Annotated in this window: 12 protein-coding genes; 5 read left to right on the forward strand and 7 right to left on the reverse strand. The window is 76.2% G+C overall.

Going from position 1 to position 13,679, the window contains the following annotated elements:
* The 5 genes from JUB12_RS04025 to JUB12_RS04045 form a co-directional block, all read right to left on the reverse strand.
* A complete protein-coding gene (locus JUB12_RS04025) occupies window positions 1-2,880 on the reverse strand; it encodes an ATP-binding protein (RefSeq protein ID WP_205698327.1) in 2,880 nt (959 codons plus the stop codon).
* Entirely contained in the window at window positions 2,877-3,995 is a 1,119-nt protein-coding gene (locus JUB12_RS04030; protein WP_205698328.1) for a response regulator, read from the reverse strand. Before JUB12_RS04030 ends, JUB12_RS04025 begins: the two co-directional genes overlap by 4 nt.
* Window positions 3,992-6,256, reverse strand: a complete 2,265-nt coding sequence (locus tag JUB12_RS04035) for a LuxR family transcriptional regulator (RefSeq protein WP_205698329.1) — start codon at window positions 6,254-6,256, stop codon at window positions 3,992-3,994. The genes JUB12_RS04030 and JUB12_RS04035 overlap by 4 nt, the downstream gene beginning before the upstream one ends.
* A 182-nt stretch (window positions 6,257-6,438) precedes the next feature.
* Complete coding sequence (locus JUB12_RS04040; protein ID WP_205698330.1) at window positions 6,439-6,885, reverse strand: hypothetical protein; 447 nt, start codon at window positions 6,883-6,885, stop codon at window positions 6,439-6,441.
* Window positions 6,886-6,928: 43 nt separating this feature from the next.
* Window positions 6,929-8,032: a DNA glycosylase AlkZ-like family protein gene (locus JUB12_RS04045; protein WP_205698331.1), complete on the reverse strand. Its 1,104-nt coding sequence runs from the start codon at window positions 8,030-8,032 to the stop codon at window positions 6,929-6,931.
* A 109-nt stretch (window positions 8,033-8,141) separates the two neighbouring features.
* Between JUB12_RS04045 and JUB12_RS04050 the strand changes: the two genes are divergently transcribed.
* Genes JUB12_RS04050 through JUB12_RS04060 form a run of 3 tightly spaced genes read left to right on the forward strand, consistent with a single transcriptional unit; the run spans window position 8,142 to window position 10,513 of the window.
* Window positions 8,142-8,720, forward strand: a complete 579-nt coding sequence (locus JUB12_RS04050; protein ID WP_205698332.1) for a hypothetical protein — start codon at window positions 8,142-8,144, stop codon at window positions 8,718-8,720.
* A gap of 42 nt (window positions 8,721-8,762) precedes the next feature.
* Window positions 8,763-9,587, forward strand: a complete 825-nt coding sequence (locus tag JUB12_RS04055) for a Ku protein (RefSeq protein ID WP_205698333.1) — start codon at window positions 8,763-8,765, stop codon at window positions 9,585-9,587.
* Window positions 9,587-10,513 carry a Ku protein gene (locus JUB12_RS04060; protein WP_205698334.1) on the forward strand — a complete coding sequence of 309 codons (927 nt, stop codon included), beginning with the start codon at window positions 9,587-9,589 and terminating at the stop codon, window positions 10,511-10,513. Before JUB12_RS04055 ends, JUB12_RS04060 begins: the two co-directional genes overlap by 1 nt.
* 43 nt (window positions 10,514-10,556) lie before the next feature.
* On the opposite strand, the gene JUB12_RS04065 is transcribed toward JUB12_RS04060, so the two are convergent.
* Window positions 10,557-11,465, reverse strand: coding sequence for an SDR family oxidoreductase (locus tag JUB12_RS04065; RefSeq protein WP_205698335.1), 909 nt, complete (start codon window positions 11,463-11,465; stop codon window positions 10,557-10,559).
* A 92-nt stretch (window positions 11,466-11,557) separates the two neighbouring features.
* Here JUB12_RS04065 and JUB12_RS04070 point away from each other — a divergent pair, with 92 nt between their 5' ends.
* Window positions 11,558-12,130 (forward strand): TetR family transcriptional regulator, encoded by a 573-nt coding sequence (locus JUB12_RS04070; protein WP_205698336.1) that lies wholly within the window; start codon window positions 11,558-11,560, stop codon window positions 12,128-12,130.
* Here the strand turns inward: JUB12_RS04070 and JUB12_RS04075 are convergent.
* Complete coding sequence (locus JUB12_RS04075) at window positions 12,127-13,125, reverse strand: LLM class flavin-dependent oxidoreductase (protein WP_205698337.1); 999 nt, start codon at window positions 13,123-13,125, stop codon at window positions 12,127-12,129. The two genes, JUB12_RS04070 and JUB12_RS04075, sit on opposite strands and share 4 nt — an antisense overlap.
* A 135-nt stretch (window positions 13,126-13,260) precedes the next feature.
* On the opposite strand from JUB12_RS04075, the gene JUB12_RS04080 reads away from it, so the two are divergent.
* Entirely contained in the window at window positions 13,261-13,665 is a 405-nt protein-coding gene (locus JUB12_RS04080; RefSeq protein ID WP_205698338.1) for a YciI family protein, read from the forward strand.
* Window positions 13,666-13,679 lie beyond the last annotated feature (14 nt).

Raw genomic sequence — 13,679 nt, forward strand, 5'->3', positions numbered from 1 at the left:
TCACACCGAGTACGACGGGCCCGCCGCCAGCCGTCCCGCCACGCGGTCCTCGAGCTCCGCGGCGAGCGCCGCGAGCCGGTCGGGCTCGGCGTCGTCGTCGACGGCCCGCTCGAGCGCCGCCGCCGCGTCGGCGACCGCCCAGGCACCGACGGTGCGCGACGCGCCGGCGACGCGGTGGGCGCTGCGGCGCACGGCCTCCGGATCGGGGACGACGAGCGCCGCCCGGAGCTCGGCCAGGTCCTGCCGCACGGCCTCGGCGTAGTCGGCCAGCACCCGGCCGGCGAGGTCCTCGTCCCCCGCGGTCAGCTCGTGCAGGGCGCTGGCGTCGAGGTCCGGGGCGACGGGGGGCGCCACCGGGACGGGGCCGGGCTCGGACCACGGGACGTGAGGCAGCCAGCGCCGCAGCGTCGCGGCCAGCGCCGTCACGGTCGCCGGCTTGGTGACGACGTCGTCCATCCCGGCCTCGCGACAGCGCTCGCGCTCGCCCTGCAGCGCGCTGGCCGTCAGGGCCAGCACCGGCGTGCGCGGCCGCCCGTCCTGGCGCTCGGTGGCCCGCAGCAGGCGCGCGAGCTGGTAGCCGTCGACGTGGGGCAGCTGGATGTCGGTGAAGACCAGGCCGTAGCGCGTGGCGCCGAAGCGGGCCAGGGCCTCCTCGGCGTCGGCCGCGGCGTCCACGCGGAAGCCGATCGCCTCGAGCTGGCCGGCGAGGACCCGGCGGTTGACGGGGTGGTCCTCGACGAGCAGCAGCAGGCTGCCCTCGTCCAGGGCCGCCTCGCGAGCGGGCAGCGCCCGGCGACCCTCCGGCTCGCCGGCCCCCGGGGTGTCGCCGGCGTGGGCGGCCCGCGCGTCGCCGGCGGGCAGGGCCAGCGCCACCCGCACGGTCGTGCCGACGCCCGGCGTGCTGGAGAGGGCGACGCTGCCGCCCATCGCCTCCACGAGCTGCCGGCAGATCGCGAGGCCCAGCCCGGTGCCGTCGCTGGCGCGGGCGTGCTGCGTGCTGGCCTGCACGAACGGCACGAAGAGCCGCTGCTGGTCGGCGGGCGCGATGCCGATCCCCGAGTCCTGCACCTCGAAGACCAGGTCCTGGAGGCCGTCGTGGGTGCCGCGCACCACGACACGGACCGTCACGCCGCCCTCGCGGGTGAACTTGATCGCGTTGCCGACGAGGTTGCCCAGGACCTGGCGCAGGCGCGCGGCGTCGACGACGTGGGCGGGCGCCAGGCCGGCGTCGACCTCGGCCTCGATGGCCAGGCCGCGCGCGGCGGCGGCGTGGCGGTGCTGCGCCGCGACGTCGCGCACCAGGGCGCCGACGTCGGCGTCGCGGGGCAGGAGGTCGAGGGCCCCCGCCTCGATCTTCGAGAAGTCCAGGACGTCGCCGATCACCGCCAGCAGCGTCCGGGCCGAGCCCATCGCGGTGTCGACGAGGTCGCGCTGGCGCAGGTCGAGGTCGTCGAGCGCGAGGATCTCCAGCGTGCCGGTGACCGCCACGAGCGGCGTGCGCAGCTCGTGGCTCATCATCGCCAGGAACGCCGACTTGGCGCGGTCGGCGGACTCGGCCTCCTCGCGAGCGCGGCGCAGCTCGGTCTCGAGCGCCTTGCGCTCCGTGACGTCGGCGACGTAGCCGTAGAGCTCGGCGGAGCCGTCGGCGCCGCGGACGGCCACCGCGTGGCCCTCCATCCACGCGACGTCCCCGTCGGGGGTGCGGATCCGGTACTCGCGCTGCCAGGACCCACCCGACCGGGCCGCGGCGATCATCGAGTCCAGCCACGGCCCGCGGTCCTCGGGCAGCACCGCCCGCGACATCCCGGGGAAGTCGACGTCCTGGTTGCCGTCGAGGCGGTGGATCGAGCCGTGGCGGCTGGCGAAGCGCACGCTGAACGCCCCGACGGGGTCGACGTGGAACTGGAAGACGGCGCCCGGGACGCGGTCGGCGATCGTCTGCAGCCGGTGCTCGGCCTCGCGGGCCTCGCGCTCGGCGCGCCGGCGCCGGGCGAGGTCGCGCTCGACCGTGTCGGCCATCTCGTTGAAGTCCCCGGCGAGCTGGGCGAGCTCGCGCACGCCCTCGGGCCGTGCCCGGCCCGACCAGTCGCCGTGGGTGATGCGCCGGGTGACGTCGGCCAGGCGCGACAGCGGCCGCACGACGGCGCGCCCGACGACGGCGAGCGTCGCGATGAGGACCGCCAGCAGCACGACGAGGACCGCGGTCTGGGCCACGAGCAGCCGGTCGGTGCGGGCCTGCAGCTGCTCGGCGCGCCGCGCCGTCCGCGCATCGACCAGCTCGGTGAAGCGGTCGATCGCGGCCATGATCCGGCCCTTCTCCGCGTGGTAGTGGTCGTCGACCATCCGCTCGTAGGCGCGGGTGCGCAGCGGCGAGCCGCGGGGCGGGTCGCGACGGGCCAGCTCGTCCATGACCCGCACCTCGAGCTCGGCCAGCTCGTTGGAGGCGCGCAGCGACGCTGCCAGGGCGGAGAACTCCTCGGGCGCGAAGTGCGCGCGGCGCATGAGCTCGGTGAGCGACGCCGGGGCGCCGCGACGCACGCCCGCCTCGCCGTCGGCGAGCACGCGGTCCCAGAACGAGCTGTCGTAGTGCTGCGGGCGCGGGGCCGTGCCCGAGCGGATCTCGAGGATCTCGTCGTAGAAGCGCCGGTAGCGCTCCTCGCCCGTCGTGACGTAGAGGCGCACCATCCGCGTGAGGTCGTTGGAGCTCTGGCGCATCTGGTCGGCCAGGCGGAACGACGTGACCCGCTGGCGCTCGGCCGCCGTGCGGTCGGTCGCGACGCGCATCTGCAGGACCGTCACGCCGGACAGCGCGAGCGCCATCACCACGACCATCGCCAGCAGTCCCGCGAGCAGGCCGCGGATCGACGGGGCCCGCCTCACGTGGCGACCTCGGCCCACGGCAGCGCCTCCTCCACGACGCTGACGGGACCGACGGCGAGACCCTGCGCGCGGTCGCAGCCCAGCTGCGCCACGGCGTCCGTGCGGGCGGCGGTCCCGCAGCCCAGCGCGACCACCCGGACCCCACGGGCCTGGAACGCGGCGATGCCGGCCTCGAGGGCCTCGTCGCCCGAGTCGCAGGCGAGCCCGACCTCCGTGAGGGGCAGGTCCTCGCCCGCGGTCGGCGTCGCAGGCTCCTCGAGCCCCAGCCCGAACCCGCGCAGGCGCAGCCGGGTGAGGACGTCGAGCTGGCCGGGCGTCGCCGGGAGTGCGGGCCGGCCGGGGAGCGCGATGGTCACGCGCTGCGGCGCGACGCCGTGCGCGGCGGCGCGGGCGGCGAGCCGGTCGGCCAGCCCGAGGTCGGCGAGGGCCGCGGGCGGCAGGACGACCGTCGCGTCGAGGCCGGGCCCGACGCGGGGGTCCAGCAGCGCCCGGCAGGCGGCGGCGAGCAGCAGGTCGGCCACCGCGGCGGCGGGCTCGGGAGCCACGGCATCGCGCTCGGCGGCGTGGCGCTCCCCGTCGGCCTCGCGCACCGCGCCGACCCGCACGCCGGCGATGCGCCCCGAGCGCAGGTCGACGCGCGGCGCGGCCAGCGCGGTCACCGCACCGGCGGCCAGCGCCTCCTGCCACGCCGAGGGCGGCGCGGACGCCGCGGTCCGCGCCGGCCGGACCGGCTGGTGCAGTCCCACGACCTCGAGCAGCCGGCGGGCCGTGAGGGGCTTGCGCACGACGCCGAGCACCTCGACGCCGTAGGCCCGCGCGGTCGTCTCGGCCGCGCGGACGACCGCGTCGTCGAGCGCGCTGACGATGACGACCGACGCGGGGATCGCCCGCTCGGCCAGGTGGCGCAGGAACTCGACGCCGTCCATGCCGGGCATGTCGAGGTCGCAGACGACCACGTCGGCCGGGGCGCCACCGCCCAGGAGCTCCAGGGCGCCCTCGCCGTCGGCCGCCTCCTGCAGGGCGCCCGCGCCGAGGTTCGCGAGGATCTGCAGCATCGTGCGGCGCTGGAACTCGTGGTCCTCGACCACGAGCACCGTGCAGTCGGCGAGGCTCATCGGCGCCCTTCTGCCGGGTCCGGGGCGCCCGCGAGCGCCAGGTCGTCGTCGAGCAGGCCGAGCTCCCGGGCCCGGCGGATCGCGCCCTCGCGCGAGCCGACGCCGAGCTTGGCGTAGAGCGCCCGCGTGTGGGTCTTGATCGTGTTGCGCGAGATGAACAGGCGCTCGGCGACCTCGCGCAGGCTGCCGGTGGCGGCCAGCGCCCGCAGCACCTCCACCTCGCGGCCGGAGAGGTCGTCGGCGCTGGCGGGCCGCCGCGGGCGCCCCGCCCCCGCGGCGTCCTCCAGCGCCAGGACGAGCGCCCCGGGGTCGCGGGCACCGGCCAGCACGGCGCGGGCATCGGCGGCGGCCTCCCGCGCCCCGTCGGCGTCGCCGGCCGCCGCGCACGCGCGCGTGAGCTCGACGAGCAGCGTCGGCACCATGAGCGACGAGTCGCGCCATCCGCGCGCCAGGCGCAGCCCGCTGCGCGCCCGGGCGGCGGCCTCGGCGGGCCGGCCGAGCGCCGTCAGCAGGCGCGAGGTGGCACAGGCGACCGGCAGCGCGTGGGGCGACCCGCGCAGGGGCCCGCCGTCGCGGGCCGCCTGGGCCGCCGCGACCTGCGCCTCGGCCTCGACGACGTCGTCGCGCTCCAGGGCGCTCAGCGCCAGGACGGCCCGCGGCAGGTAGGCGACGAGCGGGAGCCCGGGGGAGGGGAGGTGCACCTGGGCGGCCAGCGCGTCGCGGGCGAGGGCGGCGGCCTCCTCGGGGCGGCCCAGCAGGTGCAGGTGCCACGCCGTCAGCGCCTCGACCGCCGCGCGCACCGGGGCGGCGGGGGGCAGCTCCGTCAGCGCCCGGCGGGCGGCGCCCACCGCGGCCGTCAGGTCGTCGAAGCACACCAGCGCCTCGAGGCACCTGGTGGCGAGCGCGAAGGACGCGGTGCCGTCGGGCATCGGCCCGTCCCAGCCGGCCGACCGGCCCAGGGCCAGCCACCGGTCGCGCAGGGCGCGGTCGCCGGAGAGCGCGGCGAGCAGCGCGCTGACGAAGCACACGCGCGCATCGCCCTGCGCGACCTCGGGCGGGAACGCCGAGAGCCAGCCTCGCGCCCGGCCTCCCAGGGCGCCGGACTGCACGAAGCCGATGCTGTGGCAGGCCAGCAGCTCGGCGGCCAGGTCCCACTCGCGCGCGGCGAGGTAGTGGCCCATCGCCTCCTGCAGCTCGGCCTCGCCGCCCTCGCTCTCCAGCCAGGCGCCGGCCGCCAGGTGCAGCTCGCGCGCGCGGTCGGGCTGGTCGGCGACCAGCCGGGCGCGCAGCGCGTCGCGCAGGAGCTGGTGGCAGGAGAACCAGGTCCGCGTGCGGTCCAGCGGTGTGACGAGCAGCGACGAGCGGGTGAGCGAGGCGAACGCGGCGCGTGTCGCCTCCTCGTCGCCCAGGAGCCGGACGCACAGGTCGGCCGTGAAGCGCTCGAGGACGCTGGTCTCGAGGACGAGGCGCCGCTCGTGCCGGCCGCAGGAGCGCAGGACCTCCTCGGCCAGGTCGCCCACCAGCGCCTCGTCGCCGGCCGCGAGGCGTCCGGCCACCTCGTCGAGGTCGTCGCCGGCGCGCAGGCGCAGGGCGGCGAGGTAGAGCGCCGCGGGCCATCCCGCCGCGCTCTGGGCGAGGCCGGCGGCCTGGGCGGCGTCGAGCCCGAGGCCGAGGCGCTCGGCGAGGAACCGCTGGGCGTCGTCGGCGTCGAAGCGCAGGTCGTCGGCGCGGACGTCCAGGACGTCACCCTGGCTGCGCAGCCGCGTGACCGCCGGCAGGGTGAGGTCCCGGCGGGTCGCGACCACGAGCCGGTGACCGGGCGGCAGCCGCCCGAGCAGCCAGTCGAGCGTCTGCTGCACGCCGGGGTCGTCGAGGACCACGTGCGCGTCGTCGAGCACCAGGGCGGTCGGCGGTGCCTGCGCGAGGACGTCGAGCAGCGTGACGAGGACCGTCCGCTGGTCGGTCGCGGGCGCTTCGGCGGCGTCGACGACGGGGTCCAGGAGCGGCCCGACCACGGGCTTGAGCGCGGTCAGGACGGCGAGCCACAACCGCCGGCCGGCGTCCTCGGCGTCGAGCGACACCCACGCCACCCGCCGGCTGCGCGCCGCCCACTGGGCGAGGAGCGTGCTCTTGCCGAAGCCCCCGGGAGCGCTGACCACCACCAGCCGCGGGCCGCCGTCGGCGAGCGCGGCCAGCAGGCCGGAGCGCTCGACGTGCTCGTCGCGGGGCGGCGGAGGGTGGAACTTCGTCTGGGGGAACACCGACCTCGGGATCCTCCGCCTCCGGAGGAGCCGCGACCTCCGCCCGCGGGAGGAAGTCCCGTCGCGGTCGTTGGACACGCGGTCGACCGGCGGGCTGGATCTGCGCCCCGAACCTGGGTCGCGACGGACGCCGCCATGCTCGGGCCGCCGGCGCGGGTGTGGGCGTCGGTGGCGCCGTCGGGCTAGCGGCCCGCGGCGTTGGCGGCGCGGGCGAGCCGCACCGCGACCACGAGCATGGTGATGCCGAGCGCGATGTCGGCGACGATGTGCGCCTGGCGCCACCAGGGCATGTCGAAGGCGCCCGAGACGGTGTAGTGGCCGAAGCCGACGAGGCCGCTGCCCGAGTACACCGCGAGGGCGATGGCGGCGCGCTTGAGGTCGCCGCGGCGCAGGAGGGCGAGGCCCGACAGCCCCGCGGCCGTGAACAGGAACCACGCGGCGCCGACGACCCCGCGGCTGGGATCCGGGATCGGCCCGTCCTGCGGGAAGTCGGCGTAGTTGGCGTAGTTGTCGACGTAGTGGACGACCGACACCGCGAACGCGACGGCGAAGAGCGCCAGCACGGTGCGCAACGCGGGCGCTCGCGGCGCCGTGGTCGTGCTGCTCGCCGGGACCCCGATCGCGCTCATGGCCGCACTCTAGAGCGATCGCTCTAGGACGTCCAGGGGCGCGTCAGGCGACGACGAGGACGAGATCGGGCGCGCCGCGCAGCTCGGCGATCCGCAGGGCTTCGGCCTCGAGCTCGGCGCGGGGCACGGGCGTGAGCGCCTCGACGGTGACCTCGGTCCTGGTGCGACCCTTCGCCCTCGCCCTCCACGTGCCGGCCAGCCGCCCGTCGTGGAGCACGGCGCCGGGGCTGGCGACGGGCCGGAAGAGGCGCTTGCGCAGCGCGTCGTCGGGGGCGAGGAGCGGGCGGTTGGGCGCCTGGAGGTGCGGGTCGCCCGGCGGCAGGAGCCGACACCCGCCGATCGGTGGCGGGGAGGCGAGGTCCTCGAGGTCCTCGCGCAGCGCCCAGGCGCGCGCGCCGACGAGCTCCACCTCCGCGAGCTGGTCCTGCACGCCGGCCCACACGCGCTTGGCCTGCGGGCGGGCCATGCCCGTCCAGGCGGCGGCGTCGGCGGGCCTGGCGGGGCCGTACGCGCGCAGGAAGCCGCGCAGGGCGTCGGCGGCGGGTGGTGCGGGCGGGGGCGCCGCGCGCAGGACGTAGCGCCGGTCGCGGTCGAGCCGCGCGCCGGCGGCCACGGTCGCCCAGCGCCAGAGCATGGGGGCGACGTGGTGGCTCGCGCACGAGCGACACCACGGCATGAGCTCCTCGCGCACGCGGGAGCGCAGCGCGGCGTGGAGCTCGTCCTTGGTGAGGGCGCCGGCGCGGCGCAGCGCGTCCGCCGTCGCGCTCGTGACCTCCGCGAGCGCGTCCGTCGCCCGCAGGCCGTGCTCGGCGACCAGGCGCTGGACCTGCTGGCCGAGCTGGGCGCCGAGCTCCGCGTCGTCGCTGGCGAGCACGGCACGGCCGAAGCGCGGGTGGTCCACGGGGCGCAGCGCGTGGATGGCCCCGCGCACGACGTGGGCGAGGACGAGCTCGCCGGCGTCGACGGCCTCGAGGTAGCGCTCGCGCGTGACGTCCTTCGCGCGCGCGGCGAGGGCCAGGAGGGCGCCGTCGCGGGCGAAGTCCGACATGGGGCAGGCCGCCGCGGCGGCGAGGTCGTCGACGCGCTCGGCCAGGCCGGTGCGCGCCGCGCGGAAGGCCAGCGCCTGCTCGGCGTCGACGCGCAGCATGGGCGGACCGTACGGGCTCAGGGTGCCGGATCCGGGTGCGGCAGGCGCGAGGCGCGCTCGCTGGCTGGCTCGCCGGACGCGCCGGTCGGCCTCGCGCAGGATGCTGCCCATGCTCCACCGCGAGACCGTCAACGAGTTCGCCACCGCCCTCGCGAAGGCCGCCGCCTTCCTCGTCGTCATGGGCATCGCCTACGTCGCGATCGCCGGCGGTCCGAGCAAGGCCCTCTCGCGCGTCACCGACCCGCCCAAGCTCCGCCTGCACCACGCCGACGAGCTGCGCGAGAGCTTCGCGGCCTTCCGCGACCGCCTCGGCGACGACGCCCAGCTCCTCGAGGTGACGCTGCGCACCGGCCGCGCCGACGTCACCGCCCGCGACGCCGACGGCGGCACCACCCAGCTCGTCGCCACGACCGCCCTCCCGGGCACCGCGACCCGCAACCGCTGGCCCTCGCCCTCGGTCGCCCGCACGACCTTCCCGATCCGCGCCCTGCGCGCCGAGGTCCCCATGCGCGCCATCGCCGGCATCGAGCAGCGCGAGGGCGGCGCGTTCACCGCCAGCGTCGTCACCCTCCGCGCCGACGCCCTCGGCGGCCCGCTGCGCTGGCGGCTCATGGGGATGGTCGCCGGCCGCCCGGTCTCGTACGAGGTCGGGGCCGACGGGGCGGGGCTGCGATCGACGGTCGGCTAGGGAGCGACCGGTCGGACCCCGCCACTGGGTAGGCCCACGGGCGTGCCGCGATCGCTGTGGAACGGGACGGTCTCCTTCGGCCTCGTCAACGTGCCGGTCAAGCTGTTCAGCGCCGTCGAGGACAAGACGGTGCACTTCCACGAGGTGCACCTCGCCGACGGCTCGAAGGTGGAGCACCGGCGCTTCTGCTCCAAGGAGGACGAGGAGGTCGACTACGACGAGGTCGTCAAGGGCTACGAGGTCAAGGACGGCGAGTACGTCGTGGTCGACAAGGAGGAGCTCAAGGCCGCGGCGGGCTCGCGGGCGCACGTCCTCGACGTCGAGCACTTCGTCTGCGCCACCGACATCGACCCGGTCTTCTTCGAGAAGCCCTACGTGCTGGGCGCCGGCAAGGACGGCGAGGACGCCTACCGCCTGCTGCACGACGCGCTGGTCAGGACGGGCCGCGCGGCGGTCGGGCGCTTCACGTTCCACGACCGCGAGCGGGTCGCGGTGCTCGTCCCGCGCGACGACGTCATCGCGCTGCACACGCTGCGCTTCGCCGACGAGCTCGTCGACGCCGACGACCTCGACCACGAGGGGCCCGGGCGCGGCCCCGGCAAGAAGGAGGTCGACATGGCGGGCCAGCTCGTCGAGACGCTGCACACGTCGTTCGACCCCAGCGACTACGAGGACGAGCATCGCAAGGCGGTGCTCGCGCTCATCGCGCGCAAGGCGCGGGGCGAGGCGGTGAGCCTCGACGAGGACGAGGAGCCCGAGGACGACTCGGGCGACCTCATGGCGGCGCTGCAGGCCAGCGTCGGCAAGGGCAGCGGCGGCGCGAAGGGCAAGGGCCGCGGGCGCAAGGCGAAGGCGGGGAGCCGCTGATGGCCCGCGCGCTGTGGACCGGCTCGCTGAGCTTCGGCCTGGTCAACGTCCCGGTGCAGCTCTTCAGCGCGGTGCGCGACCTCGACGTGCACTTCCGCCAGCTGCACGAGAAGGACGGCGCGCCGATCGACACCCGGCGCTTCTGCGCGAAGGAGGACGTCGAGATCTCCTACGACGAGCTCGGCCGCGGCTTCGAGCTCGACGACGGCACGCAGGTCGTCCTGACCGACGCGGAGCTCGAGACCGCCGACCCGCGCAAGACCCGCACGATCGACATCGAGGCGTTCGTCGACCTCGACGAGGTCGACCCGGTCCTCTACGACCACCCGTACTTCCTCCTGCCGTCCGGCGAGGGGGAGGGGGCCAAGCGTGCGTACGAGCTGCTCATCCGCGTCATGGAGAGCACCGACCGCGCGGCGCTCGGGCGGTTCGTGATGCGCACGAAGGAGTACCTCGTCGCCGTGCGCGTCCGCGACGGCCTGCTGTCGCTGACGACCATGCGCTTCCACGACGAGGTCCGGCCCGTCGACGAGATCCCGACCGGCGGCAGGAAGCCCTCCAAGGCCCAGCTCGACCAGGCGGTCGCGCTCATCGAGTCCCTCTCGGCCGACTGGGATCCCACCGAGTACACCGATCGCCACCGCGAGCGCCTGCTGGCCGTCATCCGCGACAAGAAGAAGGGCAAGAAGGTCAAGGTCCCCGAGAAGGAGGACCAGCCCGAGCCCGTCGCCGACCTCATGGCGGCGCTCAGGAAGTCCCTCGCGCAGGTGCGCGGGGAGGACGTCGCGGACGACGACGAGGAGGACGGTGGGGAGGACCTCGGCTCCCTCACCAAGGACGAGCTGCTCGAGAAGGCCGCCGACGCCGACGTCTCCGGGCGGTCGTCGATGACCAAGAAGCAGCTCGTCCAGGCGCTGAGCGACTGACCGACGAGGACCGGAGCAGGTCGCCGGCGGCGAGCGCTGCGCCTCAGCCCCGCGTGTAGTGCCCGGCGTCCAGGTCCTCGAGCAGCGTCGGGTGCGTCGGCGTCCAGCCCAGCAGCTGACGCGTGCGCGCGCTCGAGGCCGGGACGTCACGGGCGAGGAACGCGCCCAGGAACGGGCCGAAGTGCGCGGCGGCGTCGTCCGGCGCCAGGCCGCGCGCGGGGACGTCGAGCTGGCGCCCGATCGCGGCGGCGACGTCGCCGAGCGCCACGCCCTCCTCGCCGACGCCGTGCAGGACCGTCGCGGCCGGCGCGTCCTCGACGGCGAGGCGGAAGAGCTGGGCGACGTCGAGGCGGTGGACCGCGGGCCAGCGCTGGGTGCCGTCGCCCACGTAGGCGGACACGCCGCGGTCGCGCGCCACGCCGACGACCATCGCGATGAACCCGTTGTCGCCCTCGCCGTGGACGGTCGGGGGCAGGCGCAGCGACACCGAGCGCACGCCCTCGTCCGCGAGGGCGAGGACGGCCTGCTCGGAGCGCACGCGCTCACCGGCGCCGTCGCCGGCGTCGGGGCGATCCTCCTCCGTGCGCACGGCGCCCGGCGTCAGCGTCGCCGTCCCGGAGGCGATGACCAGCGGGCGCCCGGTGCCGCGCAGCGCGCGCCCGAAGGCGCCGATCGCCTCACGGTCGGCCGCGGCAGCCGCCGGGAAGTCGCCCGTGAACGCCTGCTCGTGCTTGAAGGCGAGGTGGACCACGCCATCGGCCTCGCGCGCCGTGGCCTCGAGGACGTCCAGGTCGTCGAGCGAGCCCCGGACGACTGCCGCGCCGGCCCCCTCGAGCGCGGTGGCGGAGGCGTCGGAGCGCGCGAGGCCGGTGACGGCGTGCCCCGCGGCGAGGAGCTCGGGGACGACGGCCGAGCCGATCCAGCCGCTGGCGCCGGTGACGAGGAGGTGCATGGGAGAGGTCCTTCCGCGAGTCGATGACACTTGATGACATCACCGTAGCAGCACCCATGTCACTCGGTGCCATGACTAGGCTGTGCCTCCTCGTGACGCGCTGGAAGCCCGACGCCGCCGGTCGCCTGGGGGAGGCCGCCCTGGAGCTCTTCGCCGAGCGGGGCTTCGAGCAGACGACCGTCGAGGACATCGCCACGCGCGCCGGCCTCACCAAGCGCACGTTCTTCCGCCACTTCGCCGACAAGCGCGAGGTGCTGTTCGCGCCGGGGCTGGCGTTCCACCGGGCGTTCCTCGACGGGCTCGCCGCCGCGCCGGCGTCGGCGTCGGCGCTGGAGGCGGCGATCGCCGCCGTGCAGGCCGCTGCCGCCGTGGTGGAGGAGCAGCGCGGCCACGCCCACGCCCGCCGGCGCCAGGCCGTCATCGCGGCCAGCCCGGAGCTCCAGGAGCGCGAGCTGGTGAAGCTCGCAGGCGTCGTCGGCGCGGTCGCCGCGGGCCTGGTCGAGCGCCGGGTGGACGAGGCGACCGCGGCGCTCGTCGCCGAGACGGCGGTCGGCGTCTTCAAGGTCGCCTTCGAGCGGTGGGTCGGCGAGGAGGACCCTCGGCCGCTGCCCGAGGTCGTGGACGAGGCCTTCGCGGCGCTGCGCGCCGTGGCGACCGGCCGCTAGCGCGGCGCCAGCGTCATCGCCTCGGCCAGCAGCTCGACCGACCGCAGGCGCCCGGCGACCGAGTCGGCCTGGTGGGCGACGATGAGCTCGTCGGCGTCCGCGTAGGTGCGGAACTCCTCGAGGTACGCGCGCACCGCGTCGGGCTCGCCGATGGCGGTGTGCTTGAGCATCTCGTCGACGTGGCCGGCCTGCGGCGAGCGCAGCAGCGCGTCGACCTGCTCGTCGCTGAGGCGCTGGCCGGGCCGGCTGAAGATCCCGCGGGCGAACGTGCGCCGCCGCCAGGCGAACTGGCGCTGGGCGGTCTCGGCGTCGTCGGCGGCGATGACGTTCACACCGGCGATCACGTAGGGCTCGTCGAGCTGCGCGGAGGGCTGGAAGCGCTCGCGGTAGACGCGCACGGCGTCCTGGAGCGCGGCGGGCGCGAAGTGCGAGGCGAACGCGTACGGGAGCCCGAGCTGCGCGGCGAGCTGGGCGCCGAAGAGCGACGAGCCGAGGATGTACAGCGGCACGTTGGTGCCGTGGCCCGGCGTCGCGTGGACATGGGGGATCTGCGTCTCGCCGGTCAGGTAGCCCTGGAGCTCCAGGACGTCCTGGGGGAAGGACTCGGCCGACATCGGGTCCCGGCGCAGCGCGCGCAGGGTGTTGCCGTCGGTGCCGGGGGCGCGGCCCAGCCCGAGGTCGATGCGGCCGGGATGGAGCTCGGCGAGCGTGCCGAACTGCTCGGCGATCGTCAGCGGCGCGTGGTTGGGGAGCATCACGCCGCCCGAGCCGAGGCGGATGCGCTCGGTGTTGGCGGCGACGTGCGCGATGAGGACGGCGGTCGCCGAGGAGGCGATCGTCTTCATGTTGTGGTGCTCGGCGTACCAGACGCGCTCGTAGCCGAGCTCCTCGGCCTTGCGGGCCAGCGCGACGCTCGCGTGCAGCGCGTCCGCCGTCGACTCGCCCTCGCCGATCAGCGCGAGGTCGAGGATCGAGAGCGGGATCGGCGAGGACATGGGACCCACGCTAGCCACCGGGTCGCCGTGCCCCACGGAGACGTTCTTCGGCGAGGATGTCGAGGACGGCCGGCCGGCTCCGCTCACCACGCGAGAGGCCGCGAACGGCGCGGCCCGCGACACCAGGAGGCCACGATGCCCAAGTACCTGATCCTCAAGCGCTACCGCGGCGGCCCGGAGCCCTACAAGCCCTACCCGCCGATGGACCAGTGGGCGCCCGAGGACGTCGAGGCGCACATCGCGTTCCAGCGCCAGGTCCGGGAGATGTTGCAGGAGCGCGGCGAGTACGTCGGCGCCGAGGCGCTGACGCCGGAGCGCGTCTTCGTGCGCTGGGGCGGCCCGGACGCCGCGCCGGTCACGACCGACGGGCCGATGCCGGAGACGAGCGACCTCATCGCCGGCTGGTTCATGGTCGACGTCGAGTCGCGCGACCGGGCGCTCGAGATCGCGGCCTACGTCTCGTCGGAGCCGGGGCCGGGCGGCGAGCCGATGTACGAGTGGCTCGACGTCCGGGAGGTCATGTCCGGCCTGCACGGCTGACGCCGTCGACCGCC

The sequence above is a fragment of the Conexibacter sp. SYSU D00693 genome (genome assembly GCF_017084525.1).
GTDB lineage: Bacteria > Actinomycetota > Thermoleophilia > Solirubrobacterales > Solirubrobacteraceae > Baekduia.

Coding starts and splice junctions, on each gene's coding strand:
- JUB12_RS04030 (WP_205698328.1), bottom strand. CDS start 3,995: ATGAGCCTCGCCGACTGCACGGTGCTCGTGGTCGAGGACCACGAGTTC.
- JUB12_RS04040 (WP_205698330.1), bottom strand. CDS start 6,885: ATGAGCGCGATCGGGGTCCCGGCGAGCAGCACGACCACGGCGCCGCGA.
- JUB12_RS04045 (WP_205698331.1), bottom strand. CDS start 8,032: ATGCTGCGCGTCGACGCCGAGCAGGCGCTGGCCTTCCGCGCGGCGCGC.
- JUB12_RS04050 (WP_205698332.1), top strand. CDS start 8,142: ATGCTCCACCGCGAGACCGTCAACGAGTTCGCCACCGCCCTCGCGAAG.
- JUB12_RS04060 (WP_205698334.1), top strand. CDS start 9,587: ATGGCCCGCGCGCTGTGGACCGGCTCGCTGAGCTTCGGCCTGGTCAAC.
- JUB12_RS04065 (WP_205698335.1), bottom strand. CDS start 11,465: ATGCACCTCCTCGTCACCGGCGCCAGCGGCTGGATCGGCTCGGCCGTC.
- JUB12_RS04075 (WP_205698337.1), bottom strand. CDS start 13,125: ATGTCCTCGCCGATCCCGCTCTCGATCCTCGACCTCGCGCTGATCGGC.
- JUB12_RS04080 (WP_205698338.1), top strand. CDS start 13,261: ATGCCCAAGTACCTGATCCTCAAGCGCTACCGCGGCGGCCCGGAGCCC.